The sequence below is a fragment of the Stenotrophomonas sp. 3diitr2024 genome (assembly GCF_042136455.1).
Lineage (GTDB): Bacteria > Pseudomonadota > Gammaproteobacteria > Xanthomonadales > Xanthomonadaceae > Stenotrophomonas > Stenotrophomonas sepilia.
The window spans coordinates 33,105-53,841 of record NZ_JBHHMJ010000557.1; the positions used below are offsets into that span (position 1 = coordinate 33,105).

At 65.2% G+C, this 20,737-nt stretch carries 24 protein-coding genes, 4 tRNA genes and 1 riboswitch; of the genes, 17 read left to right on the forward strand and 11 right to left on the reverse strand.

The window, feature by feature from the left end:
* Nucleotides 1-10: 10 nt before the first annotated feature.
* Nucleotides 11-739, forward strand: a complete 729-nt coding sequence (locus ABGA94_RS14350; RefSeq protein WP_032954076.1) for an ABC transporter ATP-binding protein — start codon at nucleotides 11-13, stop codon at nucleotides 737-739.
* Complete coding sequence (locus ABGA94_RS14355; protein ID WP_049431501.1) at nucleotides 736-1,656, forward strand: HlyD family secretion protein; 921 nt, start codon at nucleotides 736-738, stop codon at nucleotides 1,654-1,656. Before ABGA94_RS14350 ends, ABGA94_RS14355 begins: the two co-directional genes overlap by 4 nt.
* Before the next feature lie 6 nt (nucleotides 1,657-1,662).
* Here the strand turns inward: ABGA94_RS14355 and ABGA94_RS14360 are convergent, their stop codons facing one another.
* From ABGA94_RS14360 to ABGA94_RS14370, 3 genes are all read right to left on the reverse strand, one after another.
* A complete protein-coding gene (locus ABGA94_RS14360; protein WP_229301604.1) occupies nucleotides 1,663-1,914 on the reverse strand; it encodes a hypothetical protein in 252 nt (83 codons plus the stop codon).
* 189 nt (nucleotides 1,915-2,103) lie between these two features.
* Complete coding sequence (locus tag ABGA94_RS14365) at nucleotides 2,104-3,810, reverse strand: hypothetical protein (RefSeq protein ID WP_375367598.1); 1,707 nt, start codon at nucleotides 3,808-3,810, stop codon at nucleotides 2,104-2,106.
* A gap of 115 nt (nucleotides 3,811-3,925) precedes the next feature.
* Complete coding sequence (locus tag ABGA94_RS14370; RefSeq protein ID WP_005415993.1) at nucleotides 3,926-4,399, reverse strand: hypothetical protein; 474 nt, start codon at nucleotides 4,397-4,399, stop codon at nucleotides 3,926-3,928.
* 133 nt (nucleotides 4,400-4,532) lie between these two features.
* Between ABGA94_RS14370 and ABGA94_RS14375 the strand changes: the two genes are divergently transcribed.
* The 5 genes from ABGA94_RS14375 to ABGA94_RS14395 all read left to right on the forward strand — a co-directional run bounded on the left by ABGA94_RS14375 (nucleotide 4,533) and on the right by ABGA94_RS14395 (nucleotide 6,490).
* A tRNA-Gly gene (locus tag ABGA94_RS14375) sits at nucleotides 4,533-4,608 on the forward strand.
* 142 nt (nucleotides 4,609-4,750) lie between these two features.
* A tRNA-Gly gene (locus tag ABGA94_RS14380) sits at nucleotides 4,751-4,826 on the forward strand.
* 66 nt (nucleotides 4,827-4,892) lie between these two features.
* Nucleotides 4,893-4,966 (forward strand) — tRNA-Cys (locus ABGA94_RS14385).
* Nucleotides 4,967-5,087: 121 nt separating this feature from the next.
* The gene (locus ABGA94_RS14390) at nucleotides 5,088-6,002 is read left to right on the forward strand and encodes an ADP-ribosylglycohydrolase family protein (RefSeq protein WP_111108373.1); all 915 of its coding nucleotides are present in this window, start codon (nucleotides 5,088-5,090) and stop codon (nucleotides 6,000-6,002) included.
* Between the two features lie 218 nt (nucleotides 6,003-6,220).
* Nucleotides 6,221-6,490, forward strand: coding sequence for a hypothetical protein (locus ABGA94_RS14395; RefSeq protein WP_005415995.1), 270 nt, complete (start codon nucleotides 6,221-6,223; stop codon nucleotides 6,488-6,490).
* A gap of 22 nt (nucleotides 6,491-6,512) precedes the next feature.
* Here the strand turns inward: ABGA94_RS14395 and ABGA94_RS14400 are convergent, their stop codons facing one another.
* Nucleotides 6,513-7,595: an alpha/beta hydrolase family protein gene (locus tag ABGA94_RS14400; RefSeq protein ID WP_375367600.1), complete on the reverse strand. Its 1,083-nt coding sequence runs from the start codon at nucleotides 7,593-7,595 to the stop codon at nucleotides 6,513-6,515.
* Nucleotides 7,596-7,776: 181 nt separating this feature from the next.
* Here ABGA94_RS14400 and ABGA94_RS14405 point away from each other — a divergent pair, with 181 nt between their 5' ends.
* Nucleotides 7,777-8,610: an AraC family transcriptional regulator gene (locus ABGA94_RS14405; protein ID WP_053500376.1), complete on the forward strand. Its 834-nt coding sequence runs from the start codon at nucleotides 7,777-7,779 to the stop codon at nucleotides 8,608-8,610.
* Between the two features lie 3 nt (nucleotides 8,611-8,613).
* On the opposite strand, the gene crcB is transcribed toward ABGA94_RS14405, so the two are convergent.
* Together crcB and ABGA94_RS14415 are read right to left on the reverse strand one after the other, a co-directional pair.
* Entirely contained in the window at nucleotides 8,614-9,006 is a 393-nt protein-coding gene (crcB, locus tag ABGA94_RS14410) for a fluoride efflux transporter CrcB (RefSeq protein WP_329915589.1), read from the reverse strand.
* 81 nt (nucleotides 9,007-9,087) lie between these two features.
* Nucleotides 9,088-9,151, reverse strand: a riboswitch (Fluoride riboswitch).
* A gap of 22 nt (nucleotides 9,152-9,173) precedes the next feature.
* Nucleotides 9,174-9,575, reverse strand: a complete 402-nt coding sequence (locus ABGA94_RS14415) for a helix-turn-helix transcriptional regulator (RefSeq protein ID WP_061478466.1) — start codon at nucleotides 9,573-9,575, stop codon at nucleotides 9,174-9,176.
* Nucleotides 9,576-9,686: 111 nt separating this feature from the next.
* Between ABGA94_RS14415 and ABGA94_RS14420 the strand changes: the two genes are divergently transcribed.
* Complete coding sequence (locus ABGA94_RS14420; protein ID WP_005416000.1) at nucleotides 9,687-9,890, forward strand: hypothetical protein; 204 nt, start codon at nucleotides 9,687-9,689, stop codon at nucleotides 9,888-9,890.
* A gap of 359 nt (nucleotides 9,891-10,249) precedes the next feature.
* On the forward strand, nucleotides 10,250-10,486 hold the full coding sequence (locus ABGA94_RS14425) for a hypothetical protein (protein ID WP_005416001.1): 237 nt from the start codon (nucleotides 10,250-10,252) through the stop codon (nucleotides 10,484-10,486).
* 9 nt (nucleotides 10,487-10,495) lie between these two features.
* Here the strand turns inward: ABGA94_RS14425 and ABGA94_RS14430 are convergent, their stop codons facing one another.
* Together ABGA94_RS14430 and ABGA94_RS14435 are read right to left on the reverse strand one after the other, a co-directional pair.
* The gene (locus ABGA94_RS14430; RefSeq protein WP_005416002.1) at nucleotides 10,496-11,545 is read right to left on the reverse strand and encodes a 4Fe-4S dicluster domain-containing protein; all 1,050 of its coding nucleotides are present in this window, start codon (nucleotides 11,543-11,545) and stop codon (nucleotides 10,496-10,498) included.
* The gene (locus ABGA94_RS14435; protein ID WP_014036651.1) at nucleotides 11,542-11,829 is read right to left on the reverse strand and encodes a hypothetical protein; all 288 of its coding nucleotides are present in this window, start codon (nucleotides 11,827-11,829) and stop codon (nucleotides 11,542-11,544) included. Before ABGA94_RS14435 ends, ABGA94_RS14430 begins: the two co-directional genes overlap by 4 nt.
* 179 nt (nucleotides 11,830-12,008) lie before the next feature.
* Between ABGA94_RS14435 and ABGA94_RS14440 the strand changes: the two genes are divergently transcribed.
* Together ABGA94_RS14440 and hemN are read left to right on the forward strand one after the other, a co-directional pair.
* Complete coding sequence (locus tag ABGA94_RS14440; protein ID WP_032954077.1) at nucleotides 12,009-12,449, forward strand: group III truncated hemoglobin; 441 nt, start codon at nucleotides 12,009-12,011, stop codon at nucleotides 12,447-12,449.
* 44 nt (nucleotides 12,450-12,493) lie between these two features.
* The gene (hemN, locus tag ABGA94_RS14445) at nucleotides 12,494-13,903 is read left to right on the forward strand and encodes an oxygen-independent coproporphyrinogen III oxidase (RefSeq protein ID WP_111174731.1); all 1,410 of its coding nucleotides are present in this window, start codon (nucleotides 12,494-12,496) and stop codon (nucleotides 13,901-13,903) included.
* A gap of 21 nt (nucleotides 13,904-13,924) precedes the next feature.
* Here hemN and ABGA94_RS14450 read toward each other — a convergent pair.
* Nucleotides 13,925-14,011: transfer RNA gene (locus tag ABGA94_RS14450), tRNA-Leu, on the reverse strand.
* A 130-nt stretch (nucleotides 14,012-14,141) separates the two neighbouring features.
* Here ABGA94_RS14450 and ABGA94_RS14455 point away from each other — a divergent pair.
* The 4 genes from ABGA94_RS14455 (at nucleotide 14,142) to ABGA94_RS14470 (ending at nucleotide 18,283) form a co-directional block, all read left to right on the forward strand.
* Nucleotides 14,142-14,576, forward strand: a complete 435-nt coding sequence (locus ABGA94_RS14455; protein WP_005416006.1) for a BLUF domain-containing protein — start codon at nucleotides 14,142-14,144, stop codon at nucleotides 14,574-14,576.
* 143 nt (nucleotides 14,577-14,719) lie between these two features.
* Nucleotides 14,720-16,006 (forward strand): nucleotide sugar dehydrogenase, encoded by a 1,287-nt coding sequence (locus ABGA94_RS14460; RefSeq protein WP_375367602.1) that lies wholly within the window; start codon nucleotides 14,720-14,722, stop codon nucleotides 16,004-16,006.
* 55 nt (nucleotides 16,007-16,061) lie between these two features.
* Nucleotides 16,062-17,684 (forward strand): FMN-binding glutamate synthase family protein, encoded by a 1,623-nt coding sequence (locus tag ABGA94_RS14465; RefSeq protein WP_095377480.1) that lies wholly within the window; start codon nucleotides 16,062-16,064, stop codon nucleotides 17,682-17,684.
* Between the two features lie 137 nt (nucleotides 17,685-17,821).
* On the forward strand, nucleotides 17,822-18,283 hold the full coding sequence (locus tag ABGA94_RS14470; protein WP_053500365.1) for a GNAT family N-acetyltransferase: 462 nt from the start codon (nucleotides 17,822-17,824) through the stop codon (nucleotides 18,281-18,283).
* Between the two features lie 39 nt (nucleotides 18,284-18,322).
* Here ABGA94_RS14470 and ABGA94_RS14475 read toward each other — a convergent pair whose 3' ends face one another.
* Together ABGA94_RS14475 and ABGA94_RS14480 are read right to left on the reverse strand one after the other, a co-directional pair.
* A complete protein-coding gene (locus ABGA94_RS14475; protein ID WP_197598909.1) occupies nucleotides 18,323-19,570 on the reverse strand; it encodes a TIGR03862 family flavoprotein in 1,248 nt (415 codons plus the stop codon).
* Nucleotides 19,557-19,991, reverse strand: a complete 435-nt coding sequence (locus tag ABGA94_RS14480; protein ID WP_065179310.1) for an FKBP-type peptidyl-prolyl cis-trans isomerase — start codon at nucleotides 19,989-19,991, stop codon at nucleotides 19,557-19,559. Before ABGA94_RS14480 ends, ABGA94_RS14475 begins: the two co-directional genes overlap by 14 nt.
* A 70-nt stretch (nucleotides 19,992-20,061) precedes the next feature.
* On the opposite strand from ABGA94_RS14480, the gene ABGA94_RS14485 reads away from it, so the two are divergent.
* On the forward strand, nucleotides 20,062-20,427 hold the full coding sequence (locus ABGA94_RS14485; protein ID WP_111202140.1) for a DUF6164 family protein: 366 nt from the start codon (nucleotides 20,062-20,064) through the stop codon (nucleotides 20,425-20,427).
* The last annotated feature ends 310 nt before the right edge of the window (nucleotides 20,428-20,737 follow it).

Consider the following 20,737-nt stretch of genomic DNA (forward strand, 5'->3'; position numbering starts at 1 on the left):
GGACCGGCCGATGACTTCTACACGCGCCGTCGCTCCGACCCTGCGGGCCGACGCATTGGAAAAAGGCTTCATGTCCGGTGATGTGCAGGTGCCGGTGCTGCGCGGCCTGTCGCTGGACATCTATCCCGGCGAGCTGACCCTGGTATCCGGCCCGTCCGGCTGCGGCAAGAGCACGCTGTTGTCGCTGCTGTCCGGCCTGTCCGCACCCGATGGCGGTCGCGTGCACGCGCTGGGCCAGGACGTGGGCCACATGACCCGCAATGAAGTGGAGCGTTTTCGCCTGCACCATGTCGGCTTCGTGTTCCAGGGCTTCAACCTGTTCCCGGCACTGACTGCGCTGGAACAGGTGCAGCTGCCGCTGGGCTACCGCGGCATGCGCAATCGCGAAAGCGAGCCGCTGGCCCGCAAGGCGCTGGAAGAAGTCGGCCTCGGCCATCGAAGCCACATGCGCCCGGCTCAGCTGTCCGGTGGCGAGAAACAGCGCGTGGCGGTTGCCCGCGCGTTTGCCAAGTCGCCGACCCTGATCTTCGCAGACGAACCCACCAGCGCGCTGGATGCCGAGAACGGCCAGCGCGTGATCGACATCCTGCATCGCTACGCACGTGCGCATGGCGCCACCGTGCTGTGCGTGAGCCACGATCCGCGCCTGATCCGGCATGCCGATCGGGTGATCGCCATGGAAGACGGCATGGTCCGTGATGACCGCCGCCAGAACGAAACCGTAGAGTCCGCCCCATGACCAAGACGTCGCATCTGCTTCCCCTCAGCCTGGCCCTGTCCGCGGCACTGCTGCTCGGCGCCTGTTCCAGGGAAGCGCCCACCGCTGCATCGGCCCCCTCAGGCAAGGAGGGTACTGCCGCCGCCGGCAAGGTCGCCGTGGCGCGGGGCATCATTGACGTCGAAGGTGGCCTGATCGCACTGGCGCCGCCGGTGGATGGCTCGATCACTGCAGCGCCGGTGAAGGAAGGCGCCACGGTGAAGAAGGGGCAGTTGCTGCTGTCGCTGGATGGCGCCCTGTTGCAGCAGGAAGTGGCAATGGCCACCGCCGATCTGGCCTTGGCCAATGACCGCCTGAAGGGCAGCCAGGCGCAGCTGCGCGAACTGGAACGCAACGCCACCCGCCTGTCCACGGGCGCCAGCGAAGGTGTGTCCTCGAACCAGCAGGCCGATGCGGCCAAACAGCAGCTGGCCGGTGTGCGTGCCGATGTCGACGTGGCCGGTGCGCAGGTCGACATGGCGCAGCACAAGCTGGAGCACGCGAAGCTGAGACTGCAGCAGATGTCGTTGAGTGCGCCGGAAGCCGGCACCGTGGTCGGCCAGGTGCCGGGCGTCGGTGCCTTCGTGCAGGCCGGCAAGCCGGCGATCTCGTTGTTGCCGGCGCGCCCGCTGCAGGTGCGTGCCGAACTGAGCGCCGCCTACGCCGATGCGGTGCAGGTAGGCATGAAAGCGGCGGTGGTACCGGACAGTGATGGTGCCGAGAACACCGGCACGCTGCCGACCGCACGCGTGGTACGCATCAGCCCTGTGTTCGCGCAGGCACGCCTGCCTGAAGATGCAGGGCGTGGCGTGGCCAAGGTGGTGGAGTGTGTGCTGGAGTTCGATGGCGAGGCCAAGGCGCGCTTCGGCCAGCATGTGCGGGTAGAGTTCCGGAAGTAGGTCCGGTCAGCCGTTGAGCCAGCGGCGTAGGCGCGGGCAGGCGGAGGCCGCGACCACGACCAGTAGTGCCACAAGAAGAAAGGCGGCAACGGCGAGCACCCAGTTCAAATGCACATCGCGCACGGGTGATTGGTGCCTGGCGGTCACGCCCCAAAGTACTGTCCAGCCCAGCCAGGGAAAGGCACAGACAAACATCCGCAGCCACAGGCGGTGAAACCGCCATGGCTGCACGATCAGGCCCAGGACAACAATCTCCACCAGAATGATCAGCGCGAAGGTGAAGACTGAATCTGTGGGGTAAGGCAGTGTCCCGGGCTCGATGTGACACAGTTGCCAGTAGTCTGGCTTGAAGCCGGCATGGATGAGTGCGAAGGCCAGCAGCCATATAACGGATGCGGATAGCTAGAAGGCCTGGACTGCCGTCGGTTTCTGAAAGAACTCTGGCATCTACTCGGGCAGGTATCCCTGCTGCTTCCAGAAGTTCACCGCGAACGCATGATCTTTTGCGAAGTAGGGTGTTCTTCCTTTCAGTAGGCCTGAATTTGTGCCGTGCATTTCCCTTGCGCCACGCTTGAAAAGTTGTAGTGCGTCGGCCAGCGCCTCCCCTCCGACAGGATCTATCTGAACCGGCGAGTCTTCAGTGCGTAGGTCTGCCTTGTAACGAATGTGAACGCGCTCCCGTCCATCCATGCAGGTCTCAACGTAGTAGTAGTAGCTTTCGGTGACGCTGCTACCGTCGGTCTGTTGAAGTTCCCGTGAAAGTCGGAGCATGGGCCCCTCGCTGCCGGGCCCGCGTTTCTCTTGGCGAAACGCCGCATGACAGTGACCCACCCACAATCCGCAACGGTCACCATCGCCATAGTCGTCGTATGGCTGACAGATCGGAAGCGCCAGTAGACCGCGTATCTCGGCCGCTGAAATTGTCTCCGCAGTCCTTTTTCGGTTCGATGCGCCTTCCTCAAGAAATCGCCACCCGCCGAGGATGAGTGCGATGAAGGGTGGCTGGATGTCATGTGACTCAACCTCGTCCCATTCGCGCTGATCCTGTCCAGCATCGCTGCAGATGTACTTCAGTAGGCTCCAGCCAGATCCAGCACCTCCTATGTAAGAGGCCGTGGTGCTGGCGGTTGCATCGGTGCGCCACATTACGAGGCGTGCAGCGATGTTCTTCGAAGGATCTTCCATCTGCACGGTGTATACGCGGGCGTCGGCGTCGGCGTTGGCGGTGCCAGCACTTGCTAGAAGTGAGATGCCGCTGCGGTGGAATTCATAGGTCCGGGTATCCATGGGAAGCATGTCTTCTCCACAAATGCGTAGCAGGCTTTCTGCACTGACAGTGGCGTCGCTAAACAGGTTCATTGTGCATAGCATCGGGTCTCGCGCTGACAGACCCTCCGCACGGATGACGCTCTTCCCGGCAGTGAGCCTTTGCAGCATGGCTCCCGCGTCCAATGACCAGAAGCTGTCCGGACCCTCGGATTCGCGTAACAGACAATCGGGTTCGATGATCTGCTCAATTCCGTCGTCAATGATGGCTTCGTCGTCCATCCTGCGAATGCAGTGAACCGAGCCATCGAATTGCATGGAGTAGTCGGTCTGAATGAGAAGCGCTGCCTGGGTGTTCCCGACCACGTGCAGTTCCCCGTGGTTGTAGTCGCCCCAGAACAGCTCGCGGACCAGTAGGTTGCCGCCTACGCGGATTTCCTGTCCGCCGACGATGGCATTGGTTGTCGTCAGGTCGCCCGAGACAAGCAATCCGCATGCGCCGTCGGTTTCAAGGCTGTGAACATGGCGTGCTATCTCTGCATTGCCGCGAACCAAGATGAAACGGATGTACGCACCAAGATCTTCTTCCCGCCACGGGGCCAGCGGGTCGTCCAGGTCCAGCGTGTCGAGCTTGAGGTCGCCATCAACCAAGAGAACCAACTCATCGGGATCACCCCAGACGTAGTGCTCTGGTGCGTATGTTGAGTCCTGCGGTACCTCATCCTTGATGTCGGCGTATCGGACGACCTGAAAGGGGCAGGCTGCGGAAAGTCGCGTGGCAAGTTCCAAGGGCGTAATCGGGCGGTCTCCAGCCATTGCTGGCAACGCTGCGTCAAGCGGATCCGCGTCGTCGGGGAGCTGTGATGCCCGCTGGCTCGACTGCTGCATGATTTATCCCGGTTTGGCAGAGGCATATGCAGAGCAGCGGCAGTGAAAGTATTGCCGGCGCTGTGGGCCTCGGGTCAGGTACTGTCCTTCGCCGGTCCGCTGCGGGTCCATGCAACTATTCTGAAATGCGTAGGCCATCTCTGCGCGTCTTCTCCCTGCGGCAGCCATGCGGTGAGCTTATGAACGCCCGCCATGCACTCACCGCCGACACCCCGCACAGCGCCAGCAGCAATCCCACGTCCAGCAGCAGCAACCACAGCAGGTGCATGCCTTGTACCGGCGGCTGGTGCATCGCCGACAGCATCCACGGTATCGACCACACCAGCAGCAGGGCGAAGGCGATCAGCAGGCGCAGCCACAGGCGTTTGAGTTTCCACGGGCGCACGATCAGCGCCGCCACCACCAGTTCAACCGTGCCCAGCAATGCGAACACGATGACGGTGCTGGTCGGATAGGGCAGCTGGGCGCCTTCCAGGCGATGCAGCAGCCAGTAGTCCGGAGTGAAGCCAGCATTGACAAGTGCGGCGATCAGCGCCAACCAGGTCAGCGCGACCAGCAACCAGAACAGGCGGACGTAGCGTCTCGGCATCGGGGGTGTCCGTGCTTGGGCGGGGCAGCGTAACCCAGTGCGGACGCCCGTGACCGCATGATGTGAAGACTGTTGACGGCGTGAAGGAATTTGGACACAATAGCGCTCCTTCGACGCAGGTCGAATGGAATCTGCGGGAATAGCTCAGTTGGTAGAGCGCAACCTTGCCAAGGTTGAGGTCGCGAGTTCGAGTCTCGTTTCCCGCTCCAGATTCTACAGGGCCCCGGTAGGGGCCTTGTTTTTCTCCCGCCACGGCAAGGCGGGGCGCGTTGGGCCACAAGGCTTTGCGCGCAGTCAGAAAAGTGAAATCGCTGGTGTGTTTTCCGGATTTCCGGTAGCATGTCGGCTTACGCGGGAATAGCTCAGTTGGTAGAGCGCAACCTTGCCAAGGTTGAGGTCGCGAGTTCGAGTCTCGTTTCCCGCTCCATGTTCCGACAGGCCCCATCTTGGGGTTTTGTCTTGTCAGGGCTACGTTCCTGGCGCGCAGTACGTTGGCCTCATGGCAGAGTGGCTATGCACCGGATTGCAAATCCGTTTACAGCGGTTCGATTCCGCTTGAGGCCTCCAATTGAAAAGCCCTGACTCCGGTCAGGGCTTTTTTGTTGGCTGCGATCGCTTTCCCGCTCGCGCGATCATTGCGCGGCCTGGCAGTCAGTCATGGCAGATGCGGTGGCGCTACACTCGTGTGATGAACCAGATTGATCACTTCCGCGGCGCCTTGCTCGGCCTCGCGTGCGGCGATGCCGTCGGTACCACGCTGGAGTTCAAGCCTCGTGGCAGCTTCACCCCGATCACCGACATGGTGGGTGGTGGGCCGTTCCAGCTGCAGCCGGGGCAATGGACCGACGATACCTCCATGGCGATGTGCCTGGCCGAGAGCCTGGTGCGTTGTGACACCTTCGATGTGCACGATCAGATGAACCGCTACGCCAACTGGTACCGGCATGGGTACTGGAGTGCGACCGGCGAGTGCTTCGATATCGGTATGGCAACGCGGGCTGCCATCGACCGGTTCCTGCAGGACGGCCAACCGCTGGCGGGTAGTGACGACCCACGCAGCGCTGGCAATGGCTCGATCATGCGTTTGGCGCCGGTGGCATTGCGCTACGCCGGGACTCCCGACCTGCAGGCAATGGCCGAGCTGAGTTCGCGAACGACGCACGCTGCGCAGGAGTGCCTGGAGGCGTGCCGCTTGCTGGCGGTCGCGCTGGAGCGGGCGTTGGCAGGTGGCACCCGTGACGCGGTGCTGGATCTCAGCAATGTCCCTGTCGAGAGCGCGCGGCTGCGGCAGATCGCGGCGGGCGGCTACCGCGGTGCCGCGCGTGAGCAGATCCGTGGCAATGGCTATGTTGTCGACAGTCTGGAAGCTGCACTCTGGTGCTTTGATCGCCACGACACCTTTGAAGCCGTCGTACTCGAGGCGGCCAATCTTGGCGAGGACGCCGACACCACGGCCGCCATTGCGGGGCAGCTGGCGGGCGCATTCCATGGTGCGCGCGGAATCCCCGGGCGGTGGTTGCAGCGGCTGGCCCTGCGTGCCGAAATCCAGGCGCTGGCCGATGCGCTGCACGCCTTGAACCAGGGCAGCGACCGCGCTGCGTGAGTCGGGTTCCCTGCCTGTGAACTGCGCCGGCAGGATGCTCCCTGCCGCCGCCATTTCCGACGCCGCGCTGCTTCACCTGCAGCAGTCCGCCACGCCCCGGTCACCAGTCTCAGCGGGCCACGACATGGAAAGGCGCTATGGTCGAGTTCCACGTCTCAGGGAGCCGCAATGGCGAGCAAGGACATCACGCGTCGTTCCAGCCACGGAGCGAAACGGAAATGAGCAAAGTCACGGCAGATGTGCGCTGGTTGACCTTCCGCTTGAAGAACGGGCAATCCATTGGCCCTGATCGGCTGAAGGACGGATGGGTCATCGCCTCGGAAACCGCCCGCTGCGGGGTGCGCCGCGAGCATATCGAAGGGTCGGGCCTGGTGTATGCCCTGTACGCGCCGGCCAACCTGGCCTCACCACGGCGCGCGGAAATGCGCATGCGCGAATTCCTGATGAGCTCGGGCTACACCTTCACGATGGGCACGCTGGGCGGCTGAGCTGCGCGCGGGCCGCGATTGCTCAACGCTGCGCGGCCTTCAACGCCTCGATGATCTGCGCGCCGGAGAAGCCACAATGGCCTTCGCCAACGGGCGGCAGCACCTGTGGCAGCGGACGGGCGCCGGCCCGAGCGGCCGTCCGCGGATACACCGTCTGCATGCGCGGCACGATCGTCGGGTCGTTGTTGTTGAACTGGATCACCAGCGGTCGCCTCAACGCACCGCTCAATGCCAGCTCCCTGTGGACAGCGGCCTGCGCGGCAGGCACGGCGTCGACACGTTGCACGCCGGCATTGAACGCCATGTCGTCACCGAAGCCGCTGTAAGCCACACCTCTGTTGCCCACCGGCATGCCGCCACTGCGCGTGGCCAGTTCGTGCAGGACCAGTGCATGCAGGCTGATCGTGCCGGCCAGTGCATCAGCGGACACCTGCAGCCGCTGTGCCAGCAACGCGGCATGCGACGGGCTGCGTTGCAGCGCATTGGAGATGCCTTGGTACAGTTCGCCCTGTGGCAGCGCAGCCGCTTCGCGTGAGACCAGTCCCGCAGCCGGCAGGCCTTCGGCCTTGGCAAAGAAGTAATCGAAAGCGACCAACGTGGTCAGCAGATCACTCGCGATCTGTTCGCCACTGAGATTGGCGCCGCATAGCGACACACCACCGGCGTAGTGTTGCGGGAACCGCTCGAGGCTGGCGACGGTCACGGCTCCGCCCATCGAGAATCCCAGTAGCCAGGTGTGGCGCACATGCCGGAGTTCACCTGCTGCATGCCGGCGTAGGCGTTCCATGTCGGTAATCGCATCGGCCACCGCCCAGCCCTGGCTGGCATAGGCGCTCTGCGCGACGGCGTAGCCTGCAGCCAGCAGTGGCGCGGTGCCGTCATTGGCAGCCATTGGCGTAGCACGTGGCATGCCTACCGGCTCGTAGCCATGCGCCAGCATCACCAGGTCACCGTTCCAGTCAGCCGGCACATCCAGTCGCCACGGGGCGCCCTGCAGTTCGCCACTGAACGTGCGCGGTGATGCAGCGGGTGCGGCCATCACCTGTGTCGCGGGGAATAGCAGGGCGAGGGTGAGGTTGAGGGCACATCGTAGCCATCGACACATCACGGGCATTCCATCCGGGAATCGCGTCAGCTTAGACGCCGCCAGCAGCCTGCGCGCGCTGCACTGCCGCAGGAAGGGCGGGCTGGGAGCGCCCGCTCCCCGAGTCGATCACGTCCGCTACGGGAGGATTCCGATACGATGTGTCGCCTTGATCTCTTTCTACTTTACCCAAGGTCCCGTTATGGTCGACCGGCTCGCCATTCTGCTTGACCGCTTTGCGGTCACTGCCTCAGTGTTCCATGCCGGCGCGCTGTGCGGCATCAACTCGCTGGCGGGCGAGGATGACGCCGGGCAGCTGCACCTGGTGCGACGTGGCCCGCTGCAGGTCAGCCATGGCCAGCAGACCGTCCAGGTCGAGGTGCCGAGCCTGCTGCTGTACCCACGGCCGATGCCGCATCGGTTCAGCACCGATCCGCAGCACGGCGCCGACATGGCCTGCGCCAATCTGCATTTCGAGGGCGGGCGGCTCAACCCGATCAGCGCGGCGTTGCCCGATTTCATCTGCCTGCCGCTGGCCGATCTGTACGGCGGCAACGCAGCGCTGGAGCTGCTGTTCGAAGAAGCCTTCGAGCAGCGCTGCGGTCGTGCGGCGATGGTCAACCGGCTGTTCGAGGTGGTGATGATCCAGGTGCTGCGGCAGCTGATGGAAGGGGGGGAGATGCGTGGTGGCCTGTTTGCCGGGCTGGGGCATCCGCGGCTGCGGCTGGCGCTGGTGGCGATGCATGAAGCGCCCGCACAGTCCTGGACCCTGGAAGACCTGGCCGAGGTGGCCGGCATGTCACGCAGCGTATTTGCCGCCAGTTTCCGTGAGGCGATGGGCACCACCCCGGGCCAGTACCTGCAGGGCTGGCGGGTGGGCCTGGCGCAGCAGGCACTGCGTCAGGGGCGCCCGTTGAAGCGGATCGCTGATGACGTTGGCTATGGTAGCGAAGCCGCGCTGTCGCGCGCATTCAAGGCACATACCGGGCAGTCGCCGCGGGAGTGGCGCGGACAGGCCCGCGCCGGCGCGGGCTGAGCCTCAGCCCAGCACCAGCCGGGCCAGTTTCATGCCACCGAACAGGCCAACCAGGCCCAGTGCCACCGAACCGCCGGCGTACGACGCTGCCAGGCCATGCTGGCCGCGCTGCAGCAGCAGACCGATTTCCAGCGCGTAGGTGGAGAACGTGGTGTAGCCGCCGAGGACGCCGGTGGCCAGCAGAAGGCGCAGCTGCGGCGACGCGCCATTGCGCAGGGCGAAGGCTTCGACCAGCGCGCCCATCAGCAGTGCACCGCTGATGTTGATCAGGAAGGTCGACCACGGCCACGGGCTGCCGACCGCTACCCGCGTACCGATCAGGTTGCAGGCATGGCGAAGGCAGGCGCCGAGCCCGCCGCCGACGAAGACCAGCAGATAATTGTTCAATGCGTGCATCACATGCCTCGGTTGCGGGTTCGCTGATTTGATGGCGAACGCCGACGGCAGGCACGGCCCGCCATCGACGAAGACCGGTTCGTCCTGGCAGGAGCCATCAGCCCTTTCGGGCGGTTATCGGGGGAGCCCCATCCCCATCCGCGACCATGCTACCAGTGGTAGTGCATTCACGTCATCGAGGTCGTCAGCACCCGGATGACCTTGCTGCGGCTGAAGCCGTCCATCAGCAGTTCGAAGGCCAGCAGGTCCAGGGCCGCGTGGCGGCGATGGTCGATCTGCAATCCCTTCTCCTCCACCAGATGGCTGACCAGTTCGTAGGCGTCCTGCCAGACATCCAGGTGGGCCTGGCTGGGGATATAGGTATTGCCCCGCTCACCGACGCCAAGCCCGCTCACGCCGTACAGCAGTTCACGCGCGTCCAGTTTGGCCGCATCGGCGATGCGGAACAGCTGTTCGGCCTTCACATGGGCGGGGCTGACATGGTCGTTGAGCCAGTTGCTGATGGTTGCCGTCGTCGAATCGGCGGCGCGGGCCAGATCGGCCGGGCGAGGGTGCCCGGCTTTCTTCATGGCAATGGCGAGTCGTTGGCCGAGAGTATTCATCTATGCAAGCCAGCTTAACGCGTGGATCGCAAAGTTCCCTTGTTCCAAGAATAAGTCTGGTTAACAGAAGGACCGACCGTGACCGAATTCTGGAGCAAGGGGCAGGTACGCGCCCGGCTGGGTTTCCGGACCGATGCCGAACTGGCGCGCTTTTTTGGCATAAGCCGATCTGCCGTGTCGCAATGGCCCAAGAACTTCCCGATTCCTGCGCTACGCCAATACATCCTGCATCAGCGCTATCCCAACCTGTTCCCCGCGACTGAGGATACGCAGGGCGAGTAAGCCTCAACTGCGCCGCCTTTTGTCGCATATAGCACCCTAAGCGGCATTTGCTAAGTATGCTTAGCAATATTGGAAACTTCGATGAAACGGGGCTGGCCCATCGATGGCGCCTACCAAGGCGGGACCGGGGAAATCGGGGCAGTGTGTCGGGTCCGACCCATCCGGGCACCCCGTCTCCCCGTATGTGGTTTCGTGAACGATTAATAATTTCGATCACGAAAGTCGCGGTATGTAATTGACCTGTCGTGAAATCTATGACTAATTGGGATCAACCGGACGTGAAGCCCGGGAGTCTTTCAGTAGCTCGCAAGTGAGTCGGTAGACCGTCAACGATGCAGAACAAGTCCAACGGAGGTCGTATGGAATACGGCATGCATGGCTTGGCTGAACGGGTACGCCGCGAACTGGAAGCCAGTTATCACAAACACGGATGCGGTCCGGCGTTCTGGGATACCTACCAGCAGGTGCTGGACCGCCTGGTCCCGCAGGGGACCGAGCGTACCGAAGTCACCAATGAAATGGCGCTGATCATCGAGCAGCTGGGCATCGTGCGACGTGCGCAGCTGGTGCCGCCGCACGCCAACGGGCCGCGTTGATCCGTTGATTCAAAGCAGGCGCCAGGCGCCGCAGGCCAACAGCGCCAGCAGCATCGACAGCAGTGCCAGGGTCCGCGGTCGCCACCATTGCCGCGGTTGCCCGGCCATGGCCTGCGGACTGCAGTAGCGCACCAGCCCCGGGCCGAAACCGGCCTGGTGCTGCTGCCGCGAGCAGGCCTCCAGGCAGGCGCCGCAGGCCAGGCAATCGGCCTGAGGTCCCTGGCGGATATCCAGTTGCATCGGGCAGGCGCTGACACAGGCAGCGCAATCGGTGCAGTCGCCCAGGCGGTCGGCGCTGAAGGTGGGCATCGGTCCGGCCAGCAGCGGATGTGCAGCGCGGAACACGTAGTCCTGTGCGGTGGTCGGGTCGAGCAGGCCACGGCCGCGTCCGAGCACGCCCCCCAGCCCCGACGGACGCATGCCGCGCGGTTCGCCGCGGCGCGCGTCGTACAACATGCGGGGTGTATGCGGATCGGTCAGCAGCGGCTGCAGGCGCGCGAACGGGCACAGCGAACGGCACACCTGCTCGCGCAGGAAGCCGGCATTGCCCCAGGTGGCGGCGGCATAGAACAGCACCCAGAACGTTTCCCAGCCGCTCCAGCCGGCATGCGGCGCGGCGGCCACCAGTTCTTCGATCGGGCTGAACAGACCGACGAACGTGACGCCGGTCCACAGCGACAGCAGCCCCCATGCCACCTGGGTGGCAGGGCGCACGGCGGGCGCTGGCAAGGCCCGGGCCATGGCGCGCGCAATCCAGTCGAAGGCACGGCGCCATAGCGTCTGTGGGCAGGCGTGGCCGCACCAGATGCGGCCGGCGAGGTGGGTGAGCAGCGCGAGGCCCACCGCCAGCACCGCCAGCAACCCTATCAGCACGCCAACATCGCCGGGCCACAATGTCCAGCCAAACAGGTCAAAGCGCCGTGCGTTGATGTCCAGCAGCAGGGCCTGCCGCCCATTCCAGCGCAGCCATGGCAGGGCATAGAACAAGGCCAGCAAGAGCATGCTGAGCGCGGCGCGCCAATGCCAGCGGCGTGGGATTCCGGTGCAGGCCGTACTCATCCCAGCGGCAGCTCGTCGTCGTCGTCGCTTGGCATCGGTCGCTGCAGGTACCAGGTGACCGCGCTGGACAGTGCGGTCACCGACCAGAACATGAAGAATCCTGCCGTATAGCCCAGTTCGCGGCTGATCGCCGTACCCGGAAAGCTGATCGCCTGCAGACGCAGCGGGTCGACAAAGGCGAAGAACACCACGCTGGCCAGGCCTGCAGCGATGAAGCTGGGCCAGAGGATGGCGCCCCAGTGCTGGATCAGCTGCTGGCGGCGGCTGGGAGAGGGTCTGTTCATGCTGTCCCGGGTCGGAGTGAGGGCGGCGCGTATACTCCGCCGAGGCTGGCGCAGCATCCGCAGGGCATGCTTCCTGCAGGAATGCCAGACTAGGTGCAGCGGACTGCGCCGACATTGATCTGGATCAACGGCGGTGCCGGCCAGCTACGGCACACTGCCGGCAAGCTTTGGGTACCCCGATGAACGCAATATCGCCGCCTGTCCTGCCCGTCGCCTCGCCCGGGCTGTGCACTGAGCAGGAAGTGACCCGCCTGGTCCACGACTTCTATGCACGCGTGCGCGAGGAAGAGCGGTTGGGGCCTGTGTTCGAGGCACACGTCCACGACTGGCCGGAACATCTGGCGCAGCTGGTCGATTTCTGGTCGGCAATGCTGCGCGGCACGCGCCGCTTCAAGGGCTCGCCGATGTCCAAGCACATGGCCATCGAGCTGGACAAGGACCTGTTCGACCGCTGGCTGGTGCTGTTCCGGATCACCACCGCCGAGTGCGGCAACCCGCCCATGCAGGCGCTGGCCAACGACGTGGCCGCGCGCATCGGTGACACCTTCTGGAAGCGCTACCAGATGCTGCGCTGGCCGCAGGTCGGCCTGCCGGTGCTGGAAATCCCCACCCGCGATTGATCTGGGTCAAGGCGGTGGCGTCCGCCCGGCGCGATGCTGGCGGCATGGACACGTTCTCACCCGCCGCCGGCGGTCTTGCCTGGACCTTCGACCCCGACCTGCTGCGCCGGCATGACCGGCCGGGGCCGCGCTACACCTCGTATCCGACCGCGCCTCACTTCCACGATGGCTTCGATGCGCCGGCGCTGCGCCAGGCAATCGCCGACAGCAACCAGCTGGCCCGCGCGCTGTCGCTGTACGTGCATGTACCGTTCTGCTCCAGTCCCTGCTTCTACTGCGGCTGCAACCGGGTGATCACCCGCGACCGCGGCCGTGGCCACAGCTACGTCGCGCGCGTGCTGGCCGAGGCCGACCTGCTGGCGCCGCAGTTCGAGGACGGCCGTGAAGTCATTCAGCTTCACCTGGGCGGTGGCACGCCGAATTTCCTCGAGGCCGAGGCGATGACCACGCTGGTGGAAGGGCTGCGCCGGCGCTTCGATTTCAGCGATTCACCGCAGCGCGATTTCTCGATCGAACTCGATCCGCGCTTCATCGATACCCGCGATGTCGCCATGCTGGCGCGGCTGGGCTTCAACCGCGCCAGCCTGGGCGTGCAGGATTTCGACCCAGAGGTACAGGAAGCGATCAACCGCGTGCAGGGCGTGCAGCAGACGCTGGACATCCTGCAGGCCTGCCGCGACAGCGGCATGCGTTCGGTCAACGTCGACCTGATCTATGGGCTGCCGGGACAGAGCCTGGAAGGGTTTGGCCGCACCCTGGAACGGGTGCTGGCATTGCGCCCGGATCGCCTGGCGGTGTACGGCTACGCACACCTGCCGCATCTGTTCCGCGCACAGAAGCAGATCGACGAACGCCGCTTACCTTCGCCGGAAGACAAGCTGGCGCTGCTGGGCCTGGCGGTGGAGAGGCTCTCCACTGCGGGCTACCAGTACATCGGCATGGATCACTTCGCACTGCCGGAAGAAGATCTGTCACGCGCGCAGCGCGCCGGGCAGCTGCATCGCAATTTCATGGGCTATACCACCCACGCCGATACCGATCTGCTCGGCCTGGGCGTGAGTGCGATCAGCCACATCGGTGCCACCTACAGCCAGAATCCGCGCGACCTGCCGTCATGGGAGGATGCCGTGGACCAGGGGCAGTTGCCGGTGTGGCGCGGCGTGGCGCTCAGCGCCGACGACCAGCTGCGCGCAGAACTGATCCAGCAGCTGATGTGCCAGGGCGAAGTGGACGGTGCGGTGCTGGGCCAGCGCCATGGCGTGGATTTCGAGCAGTACTTCGCCGAAGACCTGCGTTCGGTGCAGCGGCTGCAGGAGGACGGTCTGGCCGAGTACCGTGACGGTGTAGTGCGCGCCAGCGAGCCTGGACGGCCGTTGCTGCGGCTGCTGGCGATGTGCTTCGACCCGTACCTGCGTGCGGCCTGCGAGCAGCCGCGCTACTCGCGTGCGATCTGACGTTCGTCGTGAAAAGTGCGATGGTGCCCGGAGCCGGAATCGAACCGGCATGGGGTTGCCCCCGGCGGATTTTAAGTCCGATGCGTCTACCAGTTTCGCCATCCGGGCCTGCAGCGCGGCGCCGATTGTAGCCCAGCTGCGGAATCCCGACCGGATTGCAGTGGAGCGGCGGTGTGCTTAACTGTCGCTCCCATTCATGTCATAGTCCAAAGCATCGTTCCCAGGGGGGAGCCACCCGATGTCGCTGCACGCGATTGCCTATGCCAGCGAGGCCCGCGCCGACCTGCAGACAACCGATCTTGACCGCCTGCTGGCCGATGCCACCGCATTCAACCGAGTAGCCGGTGTCACGGGTGTGCTGATGTTCGATGGCAGCCGTTTCCTGCAGTACCTGGAAGGCCCGGAGGATGGCATCGATTCGGTGTACCAGCGCATCGCCAATGCGCGTAGCCATGGACAACTGAAGGTGCTGTGCCGCGCGCCGGTGGCGCAGCGGGCATTCCCGCGCTGGTCGATGGGGACCCGGCGCATTGAGGCAGAACTCCTGGTACAGATCGTCGACGCCTCATGGCCGGGCTTCGTGCTTGGCTGCGGTGGCTTCGAGCGCCTGCTGCAGGCCTGGACCGGCGCCGATGGTGAACTGGAGCCGGCCGCGGTCGCACTGGGCTCCTGACCCCACCTTGGCGGCCGGGCACCCGGGCCGTTAGGCTGTAGCCTTTCTGGCATGGATCTTCCCGGAGTGGCAAAGCGAATGAGTAGGTCGGCCATGCTCATGGCAGTACGCATGCGATTTCAGCCGTTGCATGGGATGCGGCGTTGAGCGCGCCGCTTGCGGCAGCAGCTTCGCCGCGCTTCGCGGTGATCGGGCTGGGCTACGTGGGCCTACCGCTGGCGGTGGCCTTCGGCCGACACTGGCCGACGCTGGGCTTCGACATCGATGCTGATCGCATCGCCGAGCTCCGCGACGGCCAGGACCATACGCTGGAAATGGAGGCCGATGAGCTGGCCAGTGCACAGCAGTTGCAGTACGGCAGCGATCCGGCATTGCTCGATGCCTGCAATGTCTACATCGTTACCGTGCCGACCCCGATCGACGCCTATGAGCAGCCCGATCTGGAGCCGCTGCGTTCGGCAACGCGGCTGATCGCCAGCCACCTGCGTGCGGGTGACCTGGTGATCTACGAATCCACGGTGTACCCCGGCACCACCGAAGAGGTCTGCGTGCCGTTGCTGGAGCAGCTTTCCGGGCTGCGCTTCAACGAAGACTTCTACTGTGGTTACAGCCCGGAGCGGGTCAGCCCCGGCGACCGCCAGCGGCGCCTGGCCGATATCCGCAAGATCACCTCGGGGTCGACACCGGAAGTGGCTGCGGTGATTGATGGCCTGTACCAGCGCATCATCGCCGCCGGCACCTTCCCGGCGCCGTCAATGCGTGTGGCCGAAGCGGCCAAGGTGGTGGAGAACATCCAGCGTGACGTCAACATCGCGCTGGTCAATGAGCTGGCGCTGATCTTCGACCGGCTCGGCATCGACACCCAGGATGTGCTCGACGCCGCCGGCAGCAAGTGGAACTTCCTGCCATTCCGGCCGGGCCTGGTCGGCGGCCACTGCATCGGCGTGGACCCGTACTATCTGCTGCACAAGTCCGAGAGCGTGGGCTACCACCCGGACCTGATCCACACCGCGCGGCAGGTCAACAACCGCGTCGGCGAGCATGTGGCGTCGCGTGTGCTGGCAATGCTGGCCGAACGTGGCCGCGTACCTGCGCAGTCGCGTATCCTGGTGCTGGGCGTGACCTTCAAGGAGGATTGCCCGGACCTGCGCAACAGCCGCGCGCTGGAACTGGCGCAGCGCCTGCGTGATGCCGGCGCACAGGTGGAGGTCAGCGACCCGTGGGTCGGCCCGGCGGCATTGGCCGACGCGGGCGTGCACTGGCTGGCCGAGCCGGTGGCGGGGAGTTACGACGCCGTAGTCCTGGCAGTGGCCCATGCCCTATTCAAAGCCATGGATGACGCCGCAATCCAGGCGCTGCTGGCACCCGGCGGCATCGTCTACGACGTGAAATCGGCCTGGCCGCGCAATGTGGTTGACGGTCGCCTGTAAACGCCGGTGACGGCCGGCGCGGTAGACTCGCAGGCAGTTGCAACCAAGGAACGCCATGCACCGGTATATCGTCTACCTGCTCGCCATCCTGATGTTTCCCATCTGCCTGTGGTTGGCCACGATCTGGCCGGCCTGGTACTGGGGCGTCGGCCTGACTGCCGCGATGGTTGCGCTGGGGACCTGGGATCTGCTGCAGAAGCGCAGCACGCTGCGCCGCAACTATCCGGTGATGGCGCATTTCCGCTATGGCCTGGAATCAATCGGCCCGGAAATCCGCCAGTACTTCGTGCAGAGCGACCTGGAGGACGTGCCGTTCTCGCGCCAGCAGCGTGCGCTGATCTACCAGCGCGCAAAGAACGAAATGGACACGGTGCCCTTCGGTACCCTGCGCAGTACCTATGCGGTGGATTACGAGTGGATCAACCATTCGCTGGCTCCCACCTCCATTGCCAAGCATGATTTCCGCGTGCTGATTGGGCCGAACTGCGCCAAGCCTTATTCGGCCAGCGTGTTCAACATCTCGGCGATGAGCTTCGGTTCGCTCTCGGCCAACGCGATCCGCGCATTGAACGAAGGTGCGCGGCGCGGCGGCTTCTACCACGACACCGGCGAAGGTTCGATTTCGCCCTACCACCGCGAGATGGGCGGCGATCTGGTCTGGGAAATCGGCTCGGGCTACTTCGGCTGCCGTGACGAAAAGGGCGGTTTCAGCGAAGAGCGCTTCGTCGCCAACGCTACCGATGACCAGGTCAAGATGATCGAGATCAAGCTGTCGCAGGGTGCCAAGCCGGGCCACGGCGGCGTGCTGCCGGCACCAAAGGTGACCGCCGAAATATCGGTGACCCGTGGTGTTCCGATGGGGGTGGACTGCGTATCGCCGTCGCGTCACTCGGCATTCTCGACGCCGGTCGAACTGTTGCAGTTCGTGGCCCGGCTGCGCGAGTTGTCCGGTGGCAAGCCGGTCGGTTTCAAGCTGGCCATCGGCCACCCCTGGGAATGGTTCGGCATCGCCAAGGCGATGCAGGAAACCGGGCTGCTGCCGGACTTCATCGTGGTCGATGGTGCCGAGGGAGGCACCGGCGCGGCGCCGGCTGAATTCGTCGACCATGTCGGCGTACCGATGCATGAAGCACTGCTGCTGGTGCACAACACCCTGGTCGGCCTGGACCTGCGCGAGCGCATCCGCATCGGTGCCGCTGGCAAGATCACCAGTGCGTTCGACATCGCGCGCACCATCGCGCTGGGTGCCGACTGGTGCAATGCCGGCCGAGGCTTCATGTTCGCGCTGGGCTGCATCCAGTCGTTGAGCTGCCACACCGACAAATGCCCGACCGGCATCGCGACCCAGGACCCTGCGCGCTGGAAGCATCTGGATGGACCGGACAAGGCCACCCGTGTGTACAGCTATCACGAGCACACGCTGCATGCCTTGAAGGAACTGTTGTGCGCGGCGGGCCTGAACGATCCGGCCGAGCTGGGGCCGGAGCACATCCTGCGTCGCGTGTCGCCGGTGGAAATCCGTTCGCTGGCGTCGCTTTACCGCTACCTGGAACCGGGCGAGCTGCTGCACAAGGTGCCCGACCATGCGGTATTCCATGCCTTCTGGGCCGATGCGCGCAGCGACTCGTTCCAGCCGCCGCCGAAGATCCAGGCTCTGCGCGCCAGCAAGTCGCGGTAGCGTGATGTTGTAGAGCCGAGCCCATGCTCGGCTGTTCTTCGTTCCGACCTCGCGATAACTGATTGAAAAGCAGTCAAGCATGGCTTGACTCTACAGAAAGGCAGCCGAGCATGGGCTCGGCGCTACAAGGAGGCGCCATGCAGTTCAGGACCGGTAGCATCGACGATGTCGCCACGCTGTGGGCGCTGCGCACGCGCTGTGTGCGCGAAACCTGCAGCAGCCATTACCCTCCCGAGGTCATTGCACCGTGGTCGGCCTCGCCGCCACCGTCGCAGTACGCGCGGCTGTTGTCGCAGGGCGGATGCGTGGTGGCCGAGGACGGGCAGGGTGGCCTGCTCGGCTTCGGCGTCTTTGATGTCGATGCCAATGAAGTCGACGCGTTGTTTGTCAATCCCGATCGTGGCGGCGAGGGGATCGGCCAGGCGCTGATGCAGCGCCTGTTGGCAATGGCCGATCGTGAGCGCGAGGTGGTGCTGTCGGCGTCGCTCAATGCCGTGCCGTTCTATCAACGGCAGGGCTTTGTCAGCGTGCGTGAGGAAGCCTATGCGCATCCCAGCGGTGTGGCGTTGGCCTCGGTGAGCATGCGCAGGCCGTGGTGATGTGGCGTCGAGCATGGGCTCGACGCTACCCCGCAGGCGTCACCGCTCCGCCAACCAACCGATCACGCCCTCGGCGGCACGCCGGCCACTGGCGTAGCACGCGGTCAGCAGGTAGCCGCCGGTGGGGGCTTCCCAGTCCAGCATTTCACCGGCGCAGAACACGCCGGGAACGGACCGCAGCATCAGGCCGTCATCCAGCGCATCCAGGCGCACGCCACCGGCGGTGCTGATCACCTCGACCATCGGCCTTGGGCGCAGCAGGCGCAGCGGCAGGCGCTTGAGCGTGGCAGCCACAGCCGGCAGGTCGTTGCCGGCCTCCCTGCCAAGAATCTCGAACACGAGTGCGGCCTTCACCGCATCCAGACCCGCCTGGCGGCGCAGGTGCTCGCCGAAGCTTCGGCCCTTGCGGGGACGTGACAGGTCGGCCAGCAGGCGCGCCTCGTCGCGACCGGGCACCAGGTCCAGCCACAGCATTGCGTGGCCATCGCGGTTGATGGTCTCGCGCAGGTCGGCGGCCAACGCGTAGACCAGACTGCCTTCAATGCCATATTCGCTGGCCACGCACTCGCCCTGCAGCGACCGCGGTTGTCCAGCCAGGTCGATCCAGTGCGCGATCACCGGCTTCAATGGTGCGCCGGCATTGCGCTGGGCAAAGAACGGCGTCCAGTCCACGTCGAAGCCACAGTTGGCTGACTGCAGCGGCGCGATGTCAACGCCACGCGCCTGCAGTGGCACGACCCAGGCGCCATCACTGCCCAGCTGCGGCCAGCTGCCCCCGCCCATCGCCAGCACGGTGGCATTGGCGCGGACATCGACTTCGCCCGCATCGGTGGCAAAGCGCAGGGCGCCGTCGTCGCTCCAGCCGATCCAACGGTGGTTGGCGTGCAGGCGCACGCCCTGTTCCTTCAACCGGCGCACCCAGCCGCGCAGCAGCGGCGCCGCCTTGCGGTCGACCGGGAACACGCGGCCGGAGCTGCCCACATAGGTTTCTACGCCCAGGCCGTTGGCCCAGTCACGCAGTGCCTGTGCGTCGAAGCCGTCCAGCCAGCTGCCGACCACAGCGGCCTGCTCGCGGTAGCGGCTGTCGAACAACGGCCGCGGATCGGAATGGGTGAGGTTGAGGCCGCCCTTGCCGGCGATCAGGAACTTGCGGCCAGGCGACCCCTTGGCCTCGTACAGGTCGACCTCCAGCCCAGCGGCACGCAGGCGTTCGGCGGCGAACAGGCCCGCCGGGCCGCCGCCAATGACGACCACCCGATGGGGCATGGCGGCATTACGGTTTGACATCGAGCAGCTCGACGTCGAACACCAGCGACGAGCCCGCCGGAATCGGGCCGACCTTGCGGTCCCCGTAACCGTAGTCCGGCGGAATCATCAGCGTACGCTTGCCACCGACCTTCATGCCGGCCACGCCCTCATCCCAGCCGCGGATGACCTGGCCGGCGCCGAGCGCGAAGGTGAACGGCTCGCCGTGCTTGAAGGAGCTGTCAAAGGTCTTGCCGTGCTTGGTTTCGGTACGGTTGTCGTAGATCCAGCCGGTGTAGTGCACCGTGACCTTGTTGCCGGCGATGGCTTCGGCGCCGGTGCCGGGCACGGTATCGATCCGCTCGAAGGTGGTCAGCGTGCCGCCGGGCGGCGGGCCGGATGGTTCGGTCGAGCAGCCAGCGGCGGCGAGGGACAGCAGCAGGGGAAGCAGCAGGCGGCGCATCGGGCGTCTCCAGAAGGGCGCGGGGCGAGGGCGGCAAGGGTAGCGCATCGGCGCCGGGTATCATGGGGCCATGGCAAAACTCCTGCTCAATCTGCGTAATGTCGGCGACGACGAATATGCCGATGTCTGCACGCTGCTCGACCAGCACGGCATCGCCTGGTATCGCACTGAACCCAGTCCGTGGGGCATTTCCAATGGTGGCCTGTGGCTGCGCGACGACGATGATCATCCGCGTGCGAAGGCGTTGATGGCCGAGTACCAGGCCGAGCGCGGCCCTCGCATCCGCGCTGAGCGTGAGCAGGCATTGCGTGATGGCACGGCCGAGACCTTCGGCAGCCTGTTCCGGCGCCGGCCGGCCTATGTGGTGCTGGTGCTGCTGGCGATGGCCGGTGCGGCGGCACTGGTGCTGCTGCCGTTCCTGCTGTTGCGGGGGTAAGGGGTTTCGACCGGGTTGCACCCGGCACCCGCCGAAGCAAGGTCAACGGCAACGTCAAAAGCCGGGCTTCAGTGGGAGGGCGTGGCGGTGTGGACAGGCGGGACACGCCGTGAACCCCGCTCCGCGGTCCGGCCCAGCCGCTGTCGGCTGTGCGTTCGGGCGCCTGCGAAGCAGTGCTTCGCAAGCAAAGCGCCTCACCCCTGGGGGCTCGATGGCGCCTTGCTCGTGTGCGCTGTCCTGCGCACACGGCAAGACCGGGGTTGGGCGTCCTGCCCAACCCGCCCGAGGCATGCCTCGGGCCCCTGGCGCC

What these genes read in the sequence shown, in the direction of transcription:
- ABGA94_RS14480 (WP_065179310.1), bottom strand. Translation starts at nt 19,991, where the DNA reads ATGCGCCGCCTGCTGCTTCCCCTGCTGCTGTCCCTCGCCGCCGCTGGC.
- ABGA94_RS14430 (WP_005416002.1), bottom strand. Translation starts at nt 11,545, where the DNA reads ATGAGTACGGCCTGCACCGGAATCCCACGCCGCTGGCATTGGCGCGCC.
- ABGA94_RS14415 (WP_061478466.1), bottom strand. Translation starts at nt 9,575, where the DNA reads ATGAAGAAAGCCGGGCACCCTCGCCCGGCCGATCTGGCCCGCGCCGCC.
- crcB (WP_329915589.1), bottom strand. Translation starts at nt 9,006, where the DNA reads ATGCACGCATTGAACAATTATCTGCTGGTCTTCGTCGGCGGCGGGCTC.
- ABGA94_RS14355 (WP_049431501.1), top strand. Translation starts at nt 736, where the DNA reads ATGACCAAGACGTCGCATCTGCTTCCCCTCAGCCTGGCCCTGTCCGCG.
- ABGA94_RS14370 (WP_005415993.1), bottom strand. Translation starts at nt 4,399, where the DNA reads ATGCCGAGACGCTACGTCCGCCTGTTCTGGTTGCTGGTCGCGCTGACC.
- ABGA94_RS14435 (WP_014036651.1), bottom strand. Translation starts at nt 11,829, where the DNA reads ATGAACAGACCCTCTCCCAGCCGCCGCCAGCAGCTGATCCAGCACTGG.
- ABGA94_RS14390 (WP_111108373.1), top strand. Translation starts at nt 5,088, where the DNA reads ATGAACCAGATTGATCACTTCCGCGGCGCCTTGCTCGGCCTCGCGTGC.
- ABGA94_RS14465 (WP_095377480.1), top strand. Translation starts at nt 16,062, where the DNA reads ATGCACCGGTATATCGTCTACCTGCTCGCCATCCTGATGTTTCCCATC.
- ABGA94_RS14475 (WP_197598909.1), bottom strand. Translation starts at nt 19,570, where the DNA reads ATGTCAAACCGTAATGCCGCCATGCCCCATCGGGTGGTCGTCATTGGC.
- ABGA94_RS14350 (WP_032954076.1), top strand. Translation starts at nt 11, where the DNA reads ATGACTTCTACACGCGCCGTCGCTCCGACCCTGCGGGCCGACGCATTG.
- ABGA94_RS14405 (WP_053500376.1), top strand. Translation starts at nt 7,777, where the DNA reads ATGGTCGACCGGCTCGCCATTCTGCTTGACCGCTTTGCGGTCACTGCC.
- ABGA94_RS14455 (WP_005416006.1), top strand. Translation starts at nt 14,142, where the DNA reads ATGTCGCTGCACGCGATTGCCTATGCCAGCGAGGCCCGCGCCGACCTG.
- ABGA94_RS14395 (WP_005415995.1), top strand. Translation starts at nt 6,221, where the DNA reads ATGAGCAAAGTCACGGCAGATGTGCGCTGGTTGACCTTCCGCTTGAAG.
- ABGA94_RS14470 (WP_053500365.1), top strand. Translation starts at nt 17,822, where the DNA reads ATGCAGTTCAGGACCGGTAGCATCGACGATGTCGCCACGCTGTGGGCG.
- ABGA94_RS14485 (WP_111202140.1), top strand. Translation starts at nt 20,062, where the DNA reads ATGGCAAAACTCCTGCTCAATCTGCGTAATGTCGGCGACGACGAATAT.
- ABGA94_RS14365 (WP_375367598.1), bottom strand. Translation starts at nt 3,810, where the DNA reads ATGCAGCAGTCGAGCCAGCGGGCATCACAGCTCCCCGACGACGCGGAT.
- hemN (WP_111174731.1), top strand. Translation starts at nt 12,494, where the DNA reads ATGGACACGTTCTCACCCGCCGCCGGCGGTCTTGCCTGGACCTTCGAC.
- ABGA94_RS14425 (WP_005416001.1), top strand. Translation starts at nt 10,250, where the DNA reads ATGGAATACGGCATGCATGGCTTGGCTGAACGGGTACGCCGCGAACTG.
- ABGA94_RS14440 (WP_032954077.1), top strand. Translation starts at nt 12,009, where the DNA reads ATGAACGCAATATCGCCGCCTGTCCTGCCCGTCGCCTCGCCCGGGCTG.
- ABGA94_RS14400 (WP_375367600.1), bottom strand. Translation starts at nt 7,595, where the DNA reads ATGTGTCGATGGCTACGATGTGCCCTCAACCTCACCCTCGCCCTGCTA.